Origin of the sequence: Streptomyces sp. NPDC127114, assembly GCF_042677525.1 — a bacterium.
In the GTDB taxonomy this organism is placed as follows: Bacteria; Actinomycetota; Actinomycetes; order Streptomycetales; family Streptomycetaceae; genus Streptomyces.
Genome location: NZ_JBHXTJ010000013.1, coordinates 143117 through 161545 on the forward strand (window position 1 = coordinate 143117; position 18429 = coordinate 161545).

The window sequence follows — 18429 nt, forward strand, 5'->3', positions numbered from 1 at the left end:
CACGGCGGCGTCGAACCTCAACTTCACGGCGGGCCAGACGGTCCCGAACCTGGTGGTCGTCCCCGTGAAGGACGGCAAGGTCACCTTCTACAACCACGCCGGCTCGGTCGACCTCATCGCCGACGTGGCGGGCTACTTCAAGACGGGAGCGTCGGGCGCCGAGTACCAGCCGGTCACCCCGACCCGCCTGATGGACACCCGCGCCGGCCTCGGCGTCCCCCAGGCCGCCCTCGGCGCCGGCGCGACCGTGGACCTGACCGTCAACCGCCCCGGCGCGTCGGCGGTGGTCCTGAACGTGACGGCGACGTCCCCGACGGCCGGAAGCTTCGTGTCGGTCTACCCGTACGGCACCCAGCGCACGGCGGCGTCGAACCTCAACTTCACGGCGGGCCAGACGGTCCCGAACCTGGTGGTCGTCCCCGTGAAGGACGGCAAGGTCACCTTCTACAACCGCACCGGCTCCGTCCACCTCATCGCGGACATCGCCGGCTACTACCTGAACTGACCACCCCGGCCCCGGCGCGCCCACGGTGCGCCGGGGCCGATACCCGATCGGTTTCACAGAGCTGTCGGGCTATGCTGCACGGGTGTGCTTGTGCCACGGGCCGTTAGCTCAATTGGCAGAGCAGCGGACTTTTAATCCGTTGGTTGTGGGTTCGAGTCCCACACGGCCTACAAAGAAGCCCCCCGCCTCACCGAGGCAGGGGGCTTCGTCACGACCGGACGACACACACCGGTCCGGACCGCGACGCCCCCGGCCCCAGCCGCCCCGACCCGATCCAGAACCCCCTGGGCGGCCCCCTTCTGACCCGCCGTGAGTGACCGTCTGTCCCGCGCACGTGTGAAATCCAGCGCCCGCCAGTGTCCGGAACAAGGCGCCAGGCTCCCCTGACTCGCCGCCAGAGCAGGACGAACCGCGACGAGCGACCTCGGGTGTCACGTTCCTCCTGCCTCCCACTTCGTGTCCTGGCGACCTCGGCACGTCGTCTTTCGGTCACTGAGCGGAATCGCGGCTCCTCCTACACTCCGACTCCTCGCCGGGCGATGTACGAGGCATCTCCCGCGCGCCACGAACGCGGGAGGACGTGTGAAGAGGACCCTGCTGGCCAGTGGGCTCGTCGGGATTCTGATGGCGGGGACGGGCGTGCCGAGCATGGCCGTCTCGGACAGGGGGACGACGTCACTGCCCGGTACGGGCGCGAAGGTCGAGGTCAACGCCTGGCAGTGCAACGCCTACGCGGACAAGTGCTCCTTCAAGACCTCCACCAAGACCACCAAGGGCGGCGGGAAGTACAAGGTCAGCAAGATCACCAACACGGCGACCGTGAAGGCGAACGGCTGGCAGGCGACGCTTTCCCTGAGCCCGAGCGGTACCCAGGTCAGCGAGAACACCCGTCAGGTCAGCTGGACCAACCAGAACAGCTGGATCGCCGACATCAGCGGGATCGCCGACCCGGGAGGTTCGATGAACACGAGCATCACCACGTGTTCGGACGGCGGCGCCTTCAAGTCGGGGGTCAAGGCGTTCGCCTCCGCCTGCGCCAACGACTGACCGACGGCGCATGACGAGCGATCTCCTTCCCGGGCGTGCGACGCGCCGCCATCGTGTGCTCATGGCCGCCGCGGCGGCGGTCGCCGGGGCCGCCCTCGGGTTCTCGTTGCTCGGTGGCGGGCCCGTGGAGCGGCCCGGGCCGCCCGGCAGCGGGCTGGCCGAGCAGCTCGGGAGCCTGCGCGGGGCGAACGACCTCGTGCGGGCCACTCGTGCCGACGTCGGGAGGGATCCCGCGCTGTATCCGACCGCGTACGGGCGCATGGAGGCCCTGCTCGGGGCGGGAGGACAGGGCGGTGAACCGGTGCCGGCGGTCCGGCTGGAGGCGCTGGCCGATCTCGCCCGTACCGATGTCCTCGACGGTGCGGCCTGGCAGGCGTACTACGTGTGTCTGGCCCTGACGGACGCCGGTGGAACCATGGGTTCCCGGCGTTCCGCGTCGGCCGACGCGAGGAAGGTCCTGGACCGCGCCGGACTCCGGCAGCGCGCGGAGGCCGAAGCGCTCGCCTATCTGCGCACGCCGGACGGGCAGGACGACCTGCTCACCTCGGTCGCCACACGTGCGGCCTTCCTCGGCACGGTGACCTGTCTGGGGCGGGAGGCCGAGGTGCCCCGTGCCGCCCTGGACCGGCTCGCCGCGGACGCCGCTCGCGTCGACCAGCCCGTACCGGCTTTGTATGCCGTAGAGGCCCTGCGGGGTGCCGGTGCACGGGCCACCGCAGGGCGGGCGCTTCAGGATGCCCGCAGACTGCGGGAGTCCGGCTGTGCCGCTCACGAGCCCATCCAGCGAGCCGCGCTGACGCTGCTGAGCCGGCGACTGACCCGGCAGACCCGGGACTGCCTGCTGCCCGCGCTGCGCGACCCGGACACCCAGACCCGGTGGTTGGTCCGGCGGGCGCTCACGCTCGACGGAGCCCGGACGCCCGAGTCGCTTCCGGCGCCCGGGGGAGAGATCAGGGCGGACGGGCTGGTCCCCAAGTCGCCGCTCCAGATGGGGACGCTCACCGCCACGTACAACGCGGCAAGGGCCCTCACCGCCAGTGGCCGGCAGCAGCATGTGCCGGACTGGCTGACGAGCCGACTGCGGCAGTTGGGCGCGGACCCCGGCCTCGACCCGTCCGACCGGCTCCTGCTCGCCATGACGTGCCACCGGCTGTCCGTGACCTGCGGGCCTCAGGCCGGTCGGGGAGCGGAGGAGGCTGCCGAACTCACGGTGCCGGAACGGCTTTCGCGAGGAAACGAACGGCGCTGGTACGGCGCCATGGCCGCGCGCGCCGAGTTCGGACTGGGCTGCCGGGCGGCTCCTTTCGAGCGGCCGGCACACGAGCGCACCGCCCTGTCGGCGTCCTCGCTGCGCATCGCCGCCGTGCTCGCGGAGGCCGGCTGCGCGGACCACGCGGAGCGGCTCACCCGGGGGGTCGATCTCGTCGGCCAGGCCCGGACGGCCTTGCGGAACGGGGACCTGTTGTCCGCCTCCGACGCGGTCCAGGCGGCACTCGGCTGCGACCGGAGCGTCCCGCAGGAGTTCTGGGCCGACGTTCCCCGACTCCTGGACCGCTACCGGGACCCGAAGTACCCGGACCTCTACGCAGCCACGCCGGGCGGGGCCGCGTCCGCGGACGCGACCAGGGCCGCGTACCTCCTCCTCGCCTGATCCCCGTCGAAGAAGGACGACCGTCGTATGAACAACGCCTCTCCACCCGCCGTCGTGGCCGAAGGGCTGGCCTTCGGCTATGCCACCGGCGGTGGGCTCGTCCGTGCCGATCTCGTGCTCGAGCCGGGGACGACGGCGGCGGTCGAGGGTCCTTCGGGGTCCGGCAAGAGCACTTTGCTCGCTCTGCTCGGGCTGATCCTTTCGCCGTCCGAGGGCTCGCTGCGCATCGCCGGAACGGACATCGGCTCGCTGTCCGGCGCCGAGCGGGACCTGCTGCGCCGGCGCTCGATCGGCATCGTGCTGCAGGACCTCGGGCTGCTGTCCTTCCTCAACGCGTGGGAGAACGTCGCCGCGGCCTTCGGGCCCCGTCTCGCGCGGCACCGTACGGCGGCCCGGGCGCTGCTCGCCGAGCTCGGCATGGAGCAGCTGGCGGACGCGCCCGTCACCGAGCTGTCCGGTGGCCAGCGGCAGCGGGTCGCGGTCGCCCGGGCCGCCGTGAAGCAGCCGGTGCTCGTGCTGGCCGACGAGCCGACCTCGGGCCTCGACCCCGGCAACGCCGACTCCGTCATGGGCGCGCTGCGTTCCTGCGCCGAGCGGGGCGCGGCGGTGCTGCTCGTCACGCACGATCCCGCGGTGGCCGCCGCGTGCGACCGGCGTTACGTGCTGGACGAGGGCGTGCTGTCGCCCGTGACCGCTCGTGAGGGGAAGCCGGTATGAGCCCGTGGAGTCTCCACACCTGGAAGCGGGACGGGCGTTCGCTGCGCCGGGCCCTGCCCACGCTGACCCTGCTGGCGGCGTTGCTGGCCGGCTCCGCCGGGGTGGCGGGCGGGGCCGCGGGGGCCGTGGAGCGTGACGTACTGGGGTCCGGAGGGCTCACCCAGATCGAACTCTCCTCGTTCGAGGGCGCGGGCGAGGGCGCGTCCTCGGTGCGGCCGCTCACCACCTCGGCGCTGCGGGACGCCGCGGCCGTGCCCGGCGTCCGCGGGGTCGTCGCGGACTACCCCTCCGCCCTGTACGCCGAGGACGCGGGCACGTACGACCTGACCAGCCACACCCTGACCCCGGGCGACGACCTGCCGCTCATCGCGGGCGGCATCCCCGGCGAGCTCGGCCCGGACGAGGTCGTCCTGCCCGCCGCCGCCCAGGGAACCGACTTCGCCCCGCTCCTGGGCAGGACGGTCCCCTTCGGCTACACCCGCGCGACGGGCGTCGCGTCCGGCACCACCGCCGTCATCAGGCTGCGGATCGTGGCCCTGTACGACCCGAGTTGGCAGGTCGACGGGCCGGGCGTCGCCTATCTGTCGCAGGACACGGCCGCGCTGCTCGCCGCGGCCCGTGCCGGTCAGCCGCCGGGGGAGTTCCGGGCCAGGGAGGGTGCCCAGTCGGCCGTCGTCGTGGTCGGACACCAGAGGCACGTGGCCGCCGTCGCCAAGGCGCTGCAGGACGAAGGGTTCTCGGCGTCCCCGGTCGCCGACCGGGTCCGTGACCTGCCCGGCCTGTTCGGGGCGGCGGACCTGGCGATGCGCGTCGGCGTGCTGGTCCTCGCCGTGGGCGCCACCCTCCTCGGTGCCGCGCGGGCGGCGGACAGCGCCCGGGCCCGGCTCGGCCAGTTCGCCGTCCTGCGGATCCTCGGCTCCGGCCGGCCCGAACTGCGCCGGATCCTGCTGGGCGAGGCCCTGCTCTCGGGCGGCGCGGCCGGCCTGGCCGGTGTGCTCGCCGGCAGTGTCTGCTCCGTCGCGCTGACCGGCCCGCTCGGCGACCTGCTCGGTCTGCCCATCAGCCGTACGGATGCCTTGCCGGGGCCGGCGTGGGCCGCCGCGGCCCTTCTCCTGCCGGCCGTCGGCATGACCGTCGGCACGCTCCTCGGCAGCCGCGAGGCCCTCCGCCGCGACCCTTATCTGACGGCCCGGGCACACGCCTGAGCAGTCCCGGGGCGCCCGTCCCGTCCCTCAGCGCACCCCCAGCGCCACCAGGCGCTCCCTGTCCGCCACGATGTCGATCTGGACGATGCGGGTGTCGACGATCGTGAAGGCCATCAGGCCCACCGGGGCGCCGTTCACCAGGGAGACGAGGCCGGCGGCGCCGTTGACGGTGACCTTGCGGGCGTCGTGGCGGAACTTGGCGAAGGTGAGGGCCTGGGTGGTGACCGCCTCGGCGCCGCGGATCAGCTTGGAGGCGGCCGCCGCGAGGTCGCCGCCGTCGACGCGGAGGACCACCTCGGGGTCGAGGACGGTGAGGAGGCCCTCGAAGTCGCCCGCCTGGGAGGCGGCGAGGAAGGCGTCGACGACCTGGCGCTGGCGGGTGGCGTCCGGTGCGGGGGCCGGGGCCGCGCCCTGGACGCGGCGGCGGGCGCGGCTGGCGAGCTGGCGGGTGGCGGCCGGCGTGCGGTCGACGATGGGGGCGATCTCGTCGAAGGAGACCGAGAACATGTCGTGGAGGACGAAGGCGAGCCGTTCGGCCGGGGCCAGGGTCTCCAGGACGACGAGCAGGGCCAGGCCCACGGAGTCCGCGAGCAGGGCCTCCTGCTCGGGGTCGGCGGTGCCCTCGTCCCGTACGACCGGGTCGGGGACGTAGTACTCGAGCGGGTCCTCGCGCCGGGAGGCGCGGGAGCGGAGCATGTCGAGGCAGACGCGGCCCACGACGGTCGTGAGCCAGCCGCTGAGGTTGCGCACGTCGCTGACGTCGGAGCGGTTCAGCTTGATCCAGGCCTCCTGGACGGCGTCCTCAGCCTCGCTCAGCGAGCCGAGCATCCGGTACGCCACCGCTCGCAGGTGGCCTCGGTCGGCCTGGAAACGTTCCGCCAGGAGGTCCTTGTCCATCGGTCCTTCTCTCCCCTTCGCGCCCGGTCTACGACGTCCCACGGTCATGACGGACGGGGGAGCGGGAACGTGACACGTCCCGGTTCGTGAGATTCCCGCCGCACGTCCCCGAACGCGCGGGAATCCCCGGCCATACCCCCCGACAAGCCGTGGATCACCACTTCATGATGATGATCATCGTCCTTAGATTGATCACCATGACGACGACAGCGAACCCGGTCAACCCCGTTCTCCGCACGCCCCCGGCCTCCCCGGCCGCAGCCGCGGCCTACTTCTCCGCCAGCCTCGCCTTCCACGCCGACGTCTCCGACGTGGCCTCCGCCCTCGCCGACGCCCGCGCCACCGGCGGCGACCCGGGCTTCGTCGTGATCGACTCCCGGTCGACCGCCTCCTGGGACCAGGGGCACGTGCCCGGCGCCGTCCACCTGCCGACCGCCCTCATCCCCGAGCAGGCCGAGCAGCTCCTCGACAAGAGCGTCCCGGTCGTCACGTACTGCTGGGGCCCCGGCTGCAACGGCGCCACGCGCGCCGCGCTGGCCCTCGCCGAGCTGGGCTTCCAGGTGAAGGAGATGCTCGGCGGCTTCGAGTACTGGGCGCGGGAGGGCTTCGCGTACGAGACCTGGGAGGGGCCCGCCAAGAAGGACGCGGACCCGCTGACGGCGCCGGTCGACGACGAGGACTGCGGCTGCTGAGTGACGGCCGGCCGTAAATGGATTTCCTGACCTGGGCATCCATGCCGTAAGGTGGTGTTCACCGACGCGGGGTGGAGCAGCTCGGTAGCTCGCTGGGCTCATAACCCAGAGGTCGCAGGTTCAAATCCTGTCCCCGCTACTCAGTAGCACGAAGGCCCGGATCGTTTCGACGGTCCGGGCCTTCGTCGTACTCCCTCGCGTCTGCCGCCCGCCTCGCGCTTCTCGCCCTTTTGGCGGGCTTGACCTTTACGTAACGTCAAGATCTAGCGTTCTCGGCATGGAGTGGTCGATCCAGGAGATCGCCAGGAAGGCCGGCACCACCAGCCGCACGCTGCGCCACTACGGCGAGCTCGGGCTGCTGGAGCCGAGCCGGATCGGCGCGAACGGTTACCGGTATTACGACCAGGCGGCGCTCGTGCGGCTGCAGCGGATCCTGCTGCTGCGCGAGCTGGGGCTCTCCCTCGCCGCCATCGCCGAGGTCCTCGAAGGCCAGCGGGACCCCTCGGCCGCCCTGCGCACGCATCTGGCCCTCCTGGAGCAGGAGCGCGAGCGCATCGGGCGGCAGATCGAGGCCGTGCGGACCACTCTCCACAAGACCGAGAGAGGAGAACAGCTCATGGCCGAGGAAGTCTTCGACGGCTTCGACCACACGCGGTACGAGGCCGAGGTGACCGAGCGCTGGGGCCGCGAGGCGTACGAGAAGGGCGACCGCTGGTGGCGTTCGCTCAGCGACGCCGAGAAGAAGGCCTTCCAGGACCAGCAGGCCGGCATCGCCCGTGACTACGGCGCCGCCGCCGCGCGCGGGCTCGCGCCCGACAGCGACGAGGTGCAGGCGATCACGCGACGCCACTTCGAGTGGCTGTCGATCACAACGCCGCCCGGCAAGGAGTACTTCGTCGGGCTCGGGCGGATGTACGTCGACGACCCGCGCTTCACGAGGAACTACGACAGGCACGGTGACGGCACGGCCGTGCTCGTCCGGGACGCCATGGCGGTCTTCGCCGAGCGGAACCTGTAGGGAAGCAGCCGGCCGGCACCTGCAGGGAAGCAGCCGGCCGGTACGGCGATACGCCGCACATAAAGGGTGGCCGAAAGCGCGCATGTCCCTTTGCGCGGCTCGTGGGTCGCCCGTAATCTCGCGCACACCATGAGTGACCGAGCTGTGACGGTGCGCGAAGCAGGACGGCGGGCGCCCGCCGTCCTGCTGCTGTTCGCGCTCGTCGCCCTGCTCGCCGGCGTCTGCCACGGCGCACATCACGCGCTGCCGCTCGCCACCGGGCCCGCCGGGTCCGCGGGCGTGAGCGCCTCCGCGCCCGCCCTCCCGCACGGCTGCGAGCGGCAGGGCGAGGGCTGGTCCTTCGACGCCCACCTGCCCGCGCAGTCCGCCGGCAGCCAGCTCTCGGCGCCGCACGCCACGGGCGCCGTCCTCCTCGCGTACGACGAGGTGTTCCCCGAGGCCCCGCACGCGCGCTGCGTCCGCGGCAGGGCCGGGCCCGGGCCGGAGCCGGGCAGTCTGCTCACCGCCCTCGGAGTGAACCGGAACTGAGCCGGGTCGCGCACCACCACGACCACGGCTCCTTCCGCACGCCCGCGCACGCGCGGGACTTCACCCAAGGGACGCACACCCCCATGACGCACCCCGCCAACCTCCTCTCCGTCGCCGAACAGACCGTCGGCCACACACCCGTGCTGTGGATGGACGACGGCTACTGGGCCAAGCTCGAGGGCTTCAACTTCGGCGGCATCAAGGACCGCGCCGCGCTCCACATGGTCGAGCAGGCGCGCCGCCGCGGTGAACTGCGGCCCGGCGCGCCGATCGTCGAGTCCACCTCCGGCACCCTCGGTCTCGGTCTCGCGCTCGCCGGGATCCTGCACGGCCACCCCGTCCACGTCGTCACCGACCCGGGTCTCGAACCGATCGTGGAGCGCATGCTGACCGCCCACGGCGCGCAGGTCCACGTCGTGCCGGAGCCCAGCCCGCAGGGCGGCTGGCAGCAGGCCCGGATGGACAGGGTGGCGGAACTCCTGCTGACCCTCCCCGGGGCCTGGTGGCCCAACCAGTACGGGAACCCCGACAACCCGGAGGCGTACGCCGGGCTCGCCGCCGAGCTCTCCGAGCAGCTCGACCGCGTCGACGTGCTGGTCTGCGCGGTCGGCACCGGCGGCCACTCGGCCGGGATCTCCCGCGCCCTGCGCGCGACCTCCAGCCCCGCGCTCGAACTCGTCGGCGTCGACTCGGTCGGCTCCACGGTCTTCGGGCTGCCGGCCGGCCCGCGGCTGATGCGCGGGCTCGGCTCCTCCATCCACCCCGGCAACGTCGACCACGGCGCCTTCGACGAGATCCACTGGGTGGGTCCCGCGGAGGCGGTACGGGCGGCCCGCCGGCTGGCCGCACGGCAGTTCGCGACCGGCGGCTGGAGCGTCGGCGCGGTCGCGCTGGTCGCCGGCTGGCTGGCCCGCACCCGGCCGCGCGGCACCCGGATCGCGGCGGTCTTCCCCGACGGGCCGCACCGGTACTTCGACACCGTCTTCAACGACGAGTTCTGCGCGGCGCACGGCCTGCTCGACGGTCCCGTACGGGAGGAGCCCGCGGCCTACGCCGAGGGCGAGCCGGTCAGCGGCTGGACCCGGCGCGTCGGGGAGCGGGTCCGATGAGCCGTCAGGCGACGGGGCGGGCGGGCAGCGCCTCGGCGGCCCCCGAGGGCGGCATCTGGAAGCGGTCGCGGAGCTTCGAACCGGCCGTGCGGCTGCTGTTCCTCAACCAGCTCACCATCAACCTCGGCTTCTACATGCTGATGCCGTACCTGGCGGCCCATCTGGCGGACGGGCTGGGCATGGCCGCCTGGGCGGTCGGGCTCGTCCTCGGCGTGCGGAACCTGTCGCAGCAGGGCATGTTCCTCGTCGGCGGCGCGCTCGCCGACCGGCTCGGCTTCAAGCCGCTGATCGTCGCGGGCTGCGCGCTGCGGACGGCCGGCTTCGGGGCGCTCGCCTTCGCGCAGTCGCTGCCGATGCTGATCGCGGCCTCGCTCGCGACGGGGCTCGCGGGCGCGCTGTTCAACCCGGCGGTGCGGGCGTATCTGGCGGCGGAGGCGGGGGAGGAACGGCGCGTCGAGGCGTTCGCCCTGTTCAACACGTACTACCAGGCGGGCATTCTGCTCGGGCCGCTGATCGGGGTGGCCCTGACGGGGGTGTCGTTCCGGCTGACGTGCGTGGTGGCCGCGCTGCTGTTCGCCGCGCTGACCCTCGTACAGCTGAGGCATCTGCCCGTACGGCACAAGGGCGGCGCGGCGGGCGCGGCCGGCGGGCCGGGCGGGCAGGCGCGGGGGCAGTTCCGGACGGTGCTCGCCCACCGGGTCTTCTGGCTGTTCTCGCTGGCCATGACCGGTTCGTACGTGCTGTCCTTCCAGGTCTACCTGGCGCTGCCGCTCGCCGCGGGCGGCACGGCGGCGACGACCGCCCTGTTCGCGGTGTCGGCGCTGGTCGCGCTCGCCGGGCAGCTGAGGATCACCGCCTGGTGCAAGGCGCGGCTCAGCCGGGAGCGGTGTCTGGTGCTCGGGCTCGCCCTGATGGGGGCGGCGTTCCTGGTGCCGGCCGCGCTGGGGCGCTCGCTGCCCGCGCTGCTGCTGTGCGCGGCGGTCCTGGCGGTCGCGAACGCGGTGCTCTACCCGTTCGAGATGGACACGGTCGTCGCCCTGTCCGAGGGCCGCTGGGTCGCCACCCACTACGGGCTGTACAACACGGTCTGCGGGGTCGGCATCACCCTGGGGAACCTGGGGACGGGCGCGCTGCTCGACCTGACGGGCTGGTCGGCGGCGCCCTGGCTGGTGCTGTGCGCGGTCGGCCTCGGCTGCGCGGCGGCCATGGCGGCCCTGGCACGGGGCGGGCGGCTCGCCGTACGCCAACCGGCCGAGGAGGAGTCGCCGAGCCGTACGGCCTGACGGCACCCTGAGGTGGGCGCGGTACGGTCCGCCGCCGCGGTCGGACGGACGGACCGGCCGACCGACCGGGCAGGAGAGCACAGGTGCGGCGAGCAGCGGCGGCCGGCGGGGCGGACGGTGAGGGCCCGGGCGGCGTGAACCCGTACCGCGGTGCCCGGCGCTTCCTGCGGGCCCTGCCTCCGCTGCTGATCCTCGGCGGCGTGGCGTACGACCTGGCCACGCCGCCCACCTACACGGCGGCGCCGCTGTACTCGGCGGCGCCGCTGATCGCGGCCCCGTTCTTCTCCATGCTGACGACGCTGCTCACCGGGCTCGCCGCGGTCCTCGCGAGCATCGGACTGCACCTCTACAACGGGACCGCGGACACGATCCCGGCGCTGACCGAGGTGCTGACGGTGGTCACGGTCTCGGCGCTCGCCGTGCTGATCAACCGGGTGGTGCGGCGCAGCGGGAAACGGCTCGCCTCCGCGAGGGTGATCGCCGAGACGGCGCAGAAGGCGGTGCTGCCCACGCCGCCCGAGCGGATCGGCGGGCTGCAGATCGCGGCCCGGTACGAGGCGGCGCAGGCGGACGCGTTCATCGGCGGTGATCTGTTCGCGGTGCAGGACACCCCGCACGGGGTGCGGCTCGTGGTGGGCGACGTGCGGGGCAAGGGCCTCGACGCGGTGGAGGCGGTGGCGGTGATCATCGGCGCCTTCCGGGAAGCGGCCGAGCAGGAGTCGACGCTGGAGGGCGTGGCGGCGCGCCTCGAGCGGGCGCTGGCGCGGGAGGGCGCGCGGCGCGCGGGCCTGGACGCGTTCGAGGGCTTCACGACGGCGGTGCTCGCCGAGATCCCGGGCGGCGACCGGGTGGTGCGGGTGGTCAACCGGGGCCACCCCGAGCCGCTGCTGCTGCACGCGGACGGTGGTGTGGAGCCGCTGCGGCCGAGCGAGGCCGCGCTGCCGCTGGGCATGGGGGATCTGGGCGGGGGACCGGACCGGGCGGACGTGACGCCGTATCCGCAGGGCGCGACGCTGCTGTTCTACACGGACGGCCTGTCGGAGGCGCGGGACTCGGCGGGGGTGTTCTACGACCCCGGCGAGCGGCTGACGGGGCGGATCTTCCCGGGGCCCGACGAGCTGCTCGACGCGCTGGTGGCGGATGTGCGCCGGCACACGGAGGGGGGCACGACGGACGACATGGCGCTGCTGGCGGTGAGCCGCCGGGCGGCGGGGCAGCCGGAGCGGCGGCGGACGATGCCGGTGGTGCCGCCGGGCGGGGGCGGGTCGCAGGGGCTGGAGGCGTCTCGCCGCGACCTCCGGGCAGGCGGTGACCGGCCGTAGTCGGTGGGTGTCCCTCCGATAACAATTGACGTAACGTCAGATCGGGGGTTTGCTGCTGACGTGTTTCTGAGTGGGGGTCAAATGGGGCGATGCCCTCTCAATTCAGCTAATGATCAAGAGGAACGGCTTGGAATCGGGCGGCCGTGTCTATTAACGTTCGATAACGCAGCGCGGTCGTCCCAGCCGTCGCAAGAGACGGCACCGTGCGCGCGCGCCGAATCCCGCAAGGGAACCGGGGAACCACCACTTGGGGTGAATCGGGCCCCACCGCACTCGTCCGACTCGTGTGACCCGTGCGGCACGGCCCGTAGGAGACCTTCCTGCTCCGAACCCGTCAGCTAACCCGGTAGGCGAGAAGGAAGGAAAGGAGAGCGCCTCCGTGGCGTCCAACACCCCGGCTCCGCAAGCCCCCTTCACCTCCTACGAGGCCCCCGGCGCGGCGGGCGCCCTGGACGGGGTCGCGGAGGAGTGGAACCCCACCGAGGACTCCCTGCGGGACCGGACCCGCTCCGGCGGACGCCACCGCGTCGTCAAGCAGCGCTCCAACTTCGCCCGTTCCTCCACCGTGCTCGGTGTCGGCGTCATCGCCGCCGTCGGCGCCGGCGGCCTGGCCACCGCCCAGCAGAAGCCGCCGGTCTCGATAGCGCTCCCGGACCTGGACCTGCCCGACGCCTCCGAACTGCCGGGCGTCGGCGACCTGATCGGCTCGGACGCCGAGGACAAGGGCGCCGCGGACACCGCTGGCAACAACGCCCAGCCGCTCACCGCGCTCACCTACACCACCGCCGCCGAGGGCGACGGCGCGGACGCGCGGACCGAGACCAAGACGTCGACCGACGCCGGCGAGGCACTGCGCGCCCGCATCCTCCAGCAGGCCGAGCAGCAGCAGGCCGCCGCGGACGCCGCCGCCAAGGAAGCGGCGGAGAAGGCCGCGGCCGAGAAGGCGGCGGCGGAGGCCGAGGCCAAGGCCGACGCGGCGGAGAAGGCGGCCGCCGAGGCCAAGCGGAAGGCCGAGGAGGAGGCCGCGGCCAAGGCCGAGGCCGAGCGCCTCGCCCAGCTCGCCGCCAGCTACGCGCTGCCGACCTCCTCGTACACGATCACCTCGACCTACGGCCAGGCCGGCTCGATGTGGTCCTCCGGCTACCACACCGGCCTGGACTTCGCCGCTCCCACCGGCACCCCGGTCAAGGCCGTCCACGGCGGCACCGTGCAGTCCGCCGGCTGGTCCGGCGCGTACGGCTACCGCATCGTCCTGCAGCTGGAGGACGGCACCGAGGTCTGGTACTGCCACCTCTCGTCGATGACCGTCGGCGCCGGCCAGTCCGTCGGCACCGGCGAGACCATCGGCCGCGTCGGCGCCACCGGCAACGTGACCGGCCCCCACCTCCACCTGGAGGTGCACACGCCGTCGGGCGACGGCATCGACCCGGCGGCGTGGCTGAACTCCAAGGGTCTGAGCGTCTGACGCGCGGGGTCGCGTGATCGCCTGATCGTGTGGCGCGTGGACCGTCTGACCGTCTGATCACAGTGATCACAGTGATCACAGTGATCGCAATGATCCTTCCGTGCCGCCGGAATAGGCCCGGTGGTGCGGGAGGTTGACCGACCCATGACCTCTCTTCGCCAGCTGGGCACCTCCGACCTGCACGTCTTCCCGCTCGCCCTCGGCGGCAACGTCTTCGGCTGGAGCGCCGACGAGGCGCAGTCCTTCGCCGTCCTCGACGCCTACGCCGCCGCCGGCGGCAACTTCGTCGACACCGCGGACGTCTACTCGGCCTGGGCCGAGGGCAACGAGGGCGGCGAGTCCGAGACCGTCATCGGCCGCTGGCTCGCCTCCCGCGGCAACCGCTCCGACATCCTCGTCGCCACCAAGGTCGGTGCCCACCCGCAGTTCAAGGGCCTGAGCGCCACCACCATCAAGGCCGCCGCCGAGGAGTCGCTGCGCCGCCTCGGCACCGACCACATCGACCTCTACTACACGCACTTCGACGACGAGTCGGTGCCGGTGGAGGAGATCGTCACCGCGCTCGACCAGCTGGTGAAGGACGGCAAGGTGCGGGCCGTCGCCGCCTCCAACATCTCCCCGGAGCGGCTGCGCGCCTCCCTCGACTTCGCCGAGGCCGAGGGCCTGGCCCGTTACGTCGCCCTGCAGCCGCAGTACAACCTGGTGTCCCGCGAGACCTACGAGGGCCCGCTCCTCGACACCGCCGCGCAGGCCGGGCTCGCGGCCGTGCCGTACTACGGTCTCGCCTCCGGCTTCCTCACCGGCAAGTACCGCCCCGGGGCCACCGTCTCCAGCGTCCGCGCCGCGGGCGCCGGGAAGCACCTGGAGACCGAGCGCGGCCGGAAGGTGCTCGCCGCGCTCGACGCGGTCGCCGCGGCGCACGACGCCGAGCCCGCCACCGTGGCCCTCGCCTGGCTTGCCTCCCGTCCGACGGTCGCCGCCCCGATCGCCTCGGCCCGCACGGTCGAGCAGCTTCCCGCGCTGGTCGCGGTCGCCGACCTGACCCTGACGGAGACGGAGCTCGCCACGCTGACGGAGGCCTCGGAGGCGCCCGCCGCCTGATCCGGGCCGGGCGCGCGTGGCGTTCCGGGCCTCCCGCGTGGGGTGGTCCAGGGCTCGCGCGTGGCGGTCCTGCCGGGTGCGGGGTCTTCGCCAGGACCTGTCCGGCGGATCATGGCCGGGTCCGCGGCCTATCCGGTCCTGATCCGCCGGACCGGCCCTGGGTCGGAAGAGACGGTCTAGCCGCGGTACGGGTTGTAGCCGCCGTAGTCCAGGTACTGCGGCGGCACCCACACCCGGCCGGTCGCCCGGGCCGCGTACGTCAGCGCGGGCGAGGCCACCCGCCGGCGCTGCCACAGGTGGTGCAGCAGCTCCTGCTCGCGGACCGCGAAGTCCGGCGCGGCCTGCCCGCGCCGCGCGCGATGGCGCAGGAACGCCAGGGTGGTCGCGAACGCCTCGTACTCGCCGACGGCCTGCGCGCCCGGCTTGCCGAAGGTCCGGGCCGCGTAGCCGCGGGCCATCGCGCGGGCCCGCATCGAGGAGAGCGCGAGCGGTTCGTCGTGCGCGAGCCAGCCGGCCGTCGCGTAGGCCGGGAGCTCGCCGGATATCGTGCGCAGCTCCTTCTGCCGGCTCCATATCGCGAGCCAGGTGAGCAGCCCGAAGACCGGCACCATGAACATCCCGTAGACGAGGACGAACGCCAGCGGGTGGAAGGTCGCCGAGCCGTTCCACAGCGCGTGCAGGCCCATGGCGAGGAGCAGGCCGGCGAACGGCAGCAGCCAGAGGCGGGTGCGGCGGAACCGGGCGCGGGCCGGGAGCAGCGCGGCGAAGCCGAGGCCGAGGCCGGTGAGCGAGGTGAACAGCGGGTGCGCGAACGGGGACATGATGACCCGGGCGAAGAAGGTGGCGACGGTGACCGAGCCGAGGCCGCCGGCGCCGAACTCCTGGTCCTCGCCGAAGGCGTTGCCCAGATAGAGGATGTTCTCGGTGAAGGCGAAGCCGGTGGCCGTGAACCCCGCGTAGACCAGGCCGTCGACCGGGCCCGTGAAGTCCCTGCGGCGGAAGAGGAAGAGCAGCAGCAGGGCCGCTCCCTTGGCGGTCTCCTCCACGACGGGCGCGACGGCGGTGGCGCCGAGGGACTCGGCGGAGCCGGGGTCGGCGGTGGCGCTGCTGATCCACTCCACGGCGAAGGAGTTGGCGAGGATCGCCACCAGGGTGGAGGCGAAGGCGCCCCAGGCGAGCGCGAACAGCAGGTTCTTCCACGGGGCCGGCTCGACCCGGTCGAGCCAGCGGAACGCCGCCATGAGCAGCGGCACCGGCAGCACGGCGAGGCCGAGGCCCACGAGGAAGCCCTCGGTTCCGGTCTCCTCCCGCACCATCGCCAGGATCGCGAGCGCGCACAGCGCGAGCACGGCGATCAGGGCGACGGCCCGGACCAGCCGGCTGCGCCAGAAGGCCTTGCGCGGCTTGTAACGCCACTTGGAGCGCTCCGGCACGGCACCGAAGTCCGGCTGGTCGCTCTCGAGCGCGGGCACGGGGGCGGGCGCGGGGACGTCCGCCTGGGCGGGGTCCGCCGCCTGCGCGGGGACGACCGCCTGTGCGGGGACGACCGCCTGTGCGGGTGTGGGGCCGGGCTCGGTGGCAGGTCCGGCTCCGGCGATGGGATTCGACGACACGGAACGACCCTAACCAGCGTCACCGACAGCGGCGAGGGAGTTCCGGCAGCCTGTGGAAAACCCGACGGACGGTCAGCGCCTGTGGAAAAGCAGGTCGTGGACCACGTGTCCCTTGTCCAGGCCCTGACCCTCGAAGCGGGTCAGCGGCCGGAACGCGGGCCTGGGCGCGTAACCGCCGTCGGCCTGGCTGTTCTCGAAGTCGGGGTGCGCGTTCAGCACCTCCAGCATCTGCTCCGCGTACGGCTCCCAGTCCGTGGCGCAGTGCAGCAGGCCGCCCTTCTCCAGCCGGGGCGCGAGCAGGCTCAGGAACTCGGGCTGGATCAGCCGCCGCTTGTGGTGGCGCTTCTTGGGCCAGGGGTCGGGAAAGTAGACCCGGCAGCCGGCGAGGGACTCCGGCGGGAGCATCTCGCGCAGCAGGATGATCGCGTCGCCGTTGGCGACCCGGACATTGGTGAGTCCGTTGCGGTCGGCGAGCCCGAGCAGGTTGCCCTGGCCGGGCGTGTGGACGTCCACGGCGAGGATGCCGGTGCCGGGGTCGGCGGCGGCCATCTGCGCGGTGGCCTCGCCCATGCCGAAGCCGATCTCCATGACGACCGGCAGCCCGTCGAACATCTCGTCCAGGTCGAGCACCCGCGTGCCGTCGATGTCGAGGCCCCAGTCGGGCCACCGCTTCAGCATGGCCTCGGCCTGCCCGGCGGTGACGCGGCTGCGGCGGGGCTGGAAGCTGCGGATCCGCCGCTCGAAGTGGGCGCCCGCCGGATCCGGCGAGGGCCCCTCGCCCGGCGCGAACATCCGGCTGCCGCGCCGCGCGACGGGACGGTCGTCCGCGGCGGCGCCGCCGGCGGGGCTGCCGGGGTCGCCGAGGCCGTGGGGGCCGTCGGGGCCGTCAGGGACGGAGTGCGGGGTGTTCTCAGGCTGCTCAGACACAATGCCCCGATTCTACGGCGCGGGGCACGGCGACGGGCGTGCCGCAGCCGTGGGGGTATGGGGGCGGGGCTGCGGCGGGGCTGCGCTACAGCAGTGCCAGGGCCCGGCCCGCGACCTCGCGGCCGATCGGCAGTGAGGCCGTCGCCGCCGGCGAGGGCGCGTTCAGGACGTGGACCGTCCGCACCGACTCGCGGATCAGGAAGTCGTCGACCAGCGTGCCGTCCCTGAGCACCGCCTGCGCCCGCACGCCCGGCGCCGCACGCCGCAGGTCGCGCTCCTCGACGAGCGGCAGCATGCGCCGCACGGCCTCGGTGAAGGCGCGCTTGGACAGGGAGCGGTGCAGCTCGCCCGCGCCGTACCGCCAGTGGGCCCGCGCGATGGCCCAGCTGCCGGGCCACGCGAGCGTGCCGGCGAGCTCGCGGGGGCGGACGACCGACCAGCCGTAGCCCTCGCGGGCGAGCGCCGGGACCGCGTTCGGCCCGACGTGGACGCCGCCGTCGATGCCGCGGGTGAGGTGGACGCCGAGGAACGGGAAGGCCGGGTCGGGCACCGGATAGACCAGGCCGCGCACCAGGGAGGGGTCGGCCAGCTCGTAGTACTCGCCGCGGAAGGGGACGATCCGCATCTTCGGGTCGTCGCCCGCGAGCCGGGCGATCCGGTCGCAGTGCAGTCCGGCGCAGTTCACGAGGACCCGGCCGCGGACCACGCGGCCGGCGGCCGTGCGCACGGCCACGCCCCAGGGCCGCCGGTCGATCGTCGTGACCGCCGAGCCGTACAGGATCCGGGCTCCCGACGCGTCGGCGAGCTTCGCCGCCACCGCCCCATAGTCGACGATGCCCGTCGTGCCCACGTGGATCGCGGCCAGCCCGCGCACCCGCGGCTCGTACTCGCTGATCTGCGCCGGGCCGAGCTCACGCACCGGGATCCCGTTCTCCCGGCCGCGCTGCACGAGCGCGTGCAGCCGGGGCAGCTCCTCGCGCCCGGTGGCGACGATCAGCTTGCCGGTGACCTCGTGGGGGATGCCGTACTCCGCGCAGAACTTGACCATCTCGGCAGCGCCCTCGACCGCGAAGCGGGCCTTGAGCGAGCCGGGCCGGTAGTAGATCCCGCTGTGGATCACGCCGCTGTTCCGCCCGGTCTGGTGGCGCGCCGGGGCGTGCTCCTTCTCCAGGACCGTGACCCGGGTGCCCGGCGCGGCGCGCGTGATCGCGTACGCGGTCGACAGACCGACGATTCCGCCGCCGATCACGAGCACGTCACAGTCGTAGCGGTCCGACACGGACACCAGCGCCACCTCCCACCCCTGATAGTGCACTGGCCCACTGACATCCCGGCTAAACCGACCGCAC

16 protein-coding genes, 2 tRNA genes, 1 pseudogene and 1 riboswitch are annotated in these 18429 nt (G+C 73.4%); of the genes and pseudogenes, 15 read left to right on the forward strand and 4 right to left on the reverse strand.

Annotation, left to right across the window (positions count from 1 at the left end; all coding sequences use genetic code 11):
- The 6 genes and pseudogenes from ACFVGS_RS16340 to ACFVGS_RS16365 form a co-directional block, all read left to right on the forward strand.
- Window positions 1-505, forward strand: a pseudogene (locus ACFVGS_RS16340) (hypothetical protein); the annotation flags it as partial.
- A gap of 97 nt (window positions 506-602) precedes the next feature.
- Window positions 603-675, forward strand: a tRNA-Lys gene (locus ACFVGS_RS16345).
- A gap of 412 nt (window positions 676-1087) precedes the next feature.
- The gene (locus ACFVGS_RS16350) at window positions 1088-1552 is read left to right on the forward strand and encodes a hypothetical protein (RefSeq protein ID WP_385692794.1); all 465 of its coding nucleotides are present in this window, start codon (window positions 1088-1090) and stop codon (window positions 1550-1552) included.
- 61 nt (window positions 1553-1613) lie between these two features.
- On the forward strand, window positions 1614-3203 hold the full coding sequence (locus tag ACFVGS_RS16355) for a hypothetical protein (RefSeq protein WP_385692795.1): 1590 nt from the start codon (window positions 1614-1616) through the stop codon (window positions 3201-3203).
- Between the two features lie 27 nt (window positions 3204-3230).
- Window positions 3231-3920, forward strand: coding sequence for an ABC transporter ATP-binding protein (locus ACFVGS_RS16360; RefSeq protein WP_385692796.1), 690 nt, complete (start codon window positions 3231-3233; stop codon window positions 3918-3920).
- Window positions 3917-5125, forward strand: coding sequence for an FtsX-like permease family protein (locus ACFVGS_RS16365; protein ID WP_385692797.1), 1209 nt, complete (start codon window positions 3917-3919; stop codon window positions 5123-5125). Before ACFVGS_RS16360 ends, ACFVGS_RS16365 begins: the two co-directional genes overlap by 4 nt.
- Before the next feature lie 27 nt (window positions 5126-5152).
- Here the strand turns inward: ACFVGS_RS16365 and ACFVGS_RS16370 are convergent, their stop codons facing one another.
- Window positions 5153-6022 carry a sigma-70 family RNA polymerase sigma factor gene (locus ACFVGS_RS16370; RefSeq protein ID WP_385692798.1) on the reverse strand — a complete coding sequence of 290 codons (870 nt, stop codon included), beginning with the start codon at window positions 6020-6022 and terminating at the stop codon, window positions 5153-5155.
- A gap of 197 nt (window positions 6023-6219) precedes the next feature.
- Between ACFVGS_RS16370 and ACFVGS_RS16375 the strand changes: the two genes are divergently transcribed.
- The 9 genes from ACFVGS_RS16375 to ACFVGS_RS16415 all read left to right on the forward strand — a co-directional run bounded on the left by ACFVGS_RS16375 (window position 6220) and on the right by ACFVGS_RS16415 (window position 14540).
- Window positions 6220-6714, forward strand: coding sequence for a rhodanese-like domain-containing protein (locus tag ACFVGS_RS16375; RefSeq protein WP_385692799.1), 495 nt, complete (start codon window positions 6220-6222; stop codon window positions 6712-6714).
- Between the two features lie 65 nt (window positions 6715-6779).
- A tRNA-Met gene (locus ACFVGS_RS16380) sits at window positions 6780-6853 on the forward strand.
- A gap of 138 nt (window positions 6854-6991) precedes the next feature.
- Window positions 6992-7732 carry a MerR family transcriptional regulator gene (locus ACFVGS_RS16385; RefSeq protein ID WP_385692800.1) on the forward strand — a complete coding sequence of 247 codons (741 nt, stop codon included), beginning with the start codon at window positions 6992-6994 and terminating at the stop codon, window positions 7730-7732.
- Between the two features lie 129 nt (window positions 7733-7861).
- On the forward strand, window positions 7862-8260 hold the full coding sequence (locus tag ACFVGS_RS16390; RefSeq protein WP_384407336.1) for a hypothetical protein: 399 nt from the start codon (window positions 7862-7864) through the stop codon (window positions 8258-8260).
- A gap of 83 nt (window positions 8261-8343) precedes the next feature.
- Complete coding sequence (locus ACFVGS_RS16395; protein ID WP_384407334.1) at window positions 8344-9369, forward strand: PLP-dependent cysteine synthase family protein; 1026 nt, start codon at window positions 8344-8346, stop codon at window positions 9367-9369.
- Window positions 9366-10652 (forward strand): MFS transporter, encoded by a 1287-nt coding sequence (locus ACFVGS_RS16400; RefSeq protein WP_385692801.1) that lies wholly within the window; start codon window positions 9366-9368, stop codon window positions 10650-10652. Before ACFVGS_RS16395 ends, ACFVGS_RS16400 begins: the two co-directional genes overlap by 4 nt.
- 83 nt (window positions 10653-10735) lie before the next feature.
- Window positions 10736-11974 (forward strand): PP2C family protein-serine/threonine phosphatase, encoded by a 1239-nt coding sequence (locus tag ACFVGS_RS16405; RefSeq protein ID WP_385692802.1) that lies wholly within the window; start codon window positions 10736-10738, stop codon window positions 11972-11974.
- Window positions 11975-12176: 202 nt separating this feature from the next.
- Window positions 12177-12342, forward strand: a riboswitch (cyclic di-AMP (ydaO/yuaA leader).
- 11 nt (window positions 12343-12353) lie between these two features.
- On the forward strand, window positions 12354-13439 hold the full coding sequence (locus ACFVGS_RS16410; RefSeq protein WP_385692803.1) for a M23 family metallopeptidase: 1086 nt from the start codon (window positions 12354-12356) through the stop codon (window positions 13437-13439).
- Between the two features lie 144 nt (window positions 13440-13583).
- Complete coding sequence (locus ACFVGS_RS16415) at window positions 13584-14540, forward strand: aldo/keto reductase (RefSeq protein ID WP_384407326.1); 957 nt, start codon at window positions 13584-13586, stop codon at window positions 14538-14540.
- Between the two features lie 176 nt (window positions 14541-14716).
- On the opposite strand, the gene ACFVGS_RS16420 is transcribed toward ACFVGS_RS16415, so the two are convergent.
- The 3 genes from ACFVGS_RS16420 to lhgO form a co-directional block, all read right to left on the reverse strand.
- Complete coding sequence (locus ACFVGS_RS16420) at window positions 14717-16012, reverse strand: PrsW family intramembrane metalloprotease (protein ID WP_384407668.1); 1296 nt, start codon at window positions 16010-16012, stop codon at window positions 14717-14719.
- A gap of 213 nt (window positions 16013-16225) precedes the next feature.
- Window positions 16226-17080 carry a tRNA (guanosine(46)-N7)-methyltransferase TrmB gene (gene trmB, locus ACFVGS_RS16425; RefSeq protein ID WP_384407324.1) on the reverse strand — a complete coding sequence of 285 codons (855 nt, stop codon included), beginning with the start codon at window positions 17078-17080 and terminating at the stop codon, window positions 16226-16228.
- An 85-nt stretch (window positions 17081-17165) separates the two neighbouring features.
- Window positions 17166-18365, reverse strand: a complete 1200-nt coding sequence (gene lhgO, locus ACFVGS_RS16430; RefSeq protein ID WP_385692804.1) for an L-2-hydroxyglutarate oxidase — start codon at window positions 18363-18365, stop codon at window positions 17166-17168.
- Window positions 18366-18429: the final 64 nt, after the last annotated feature.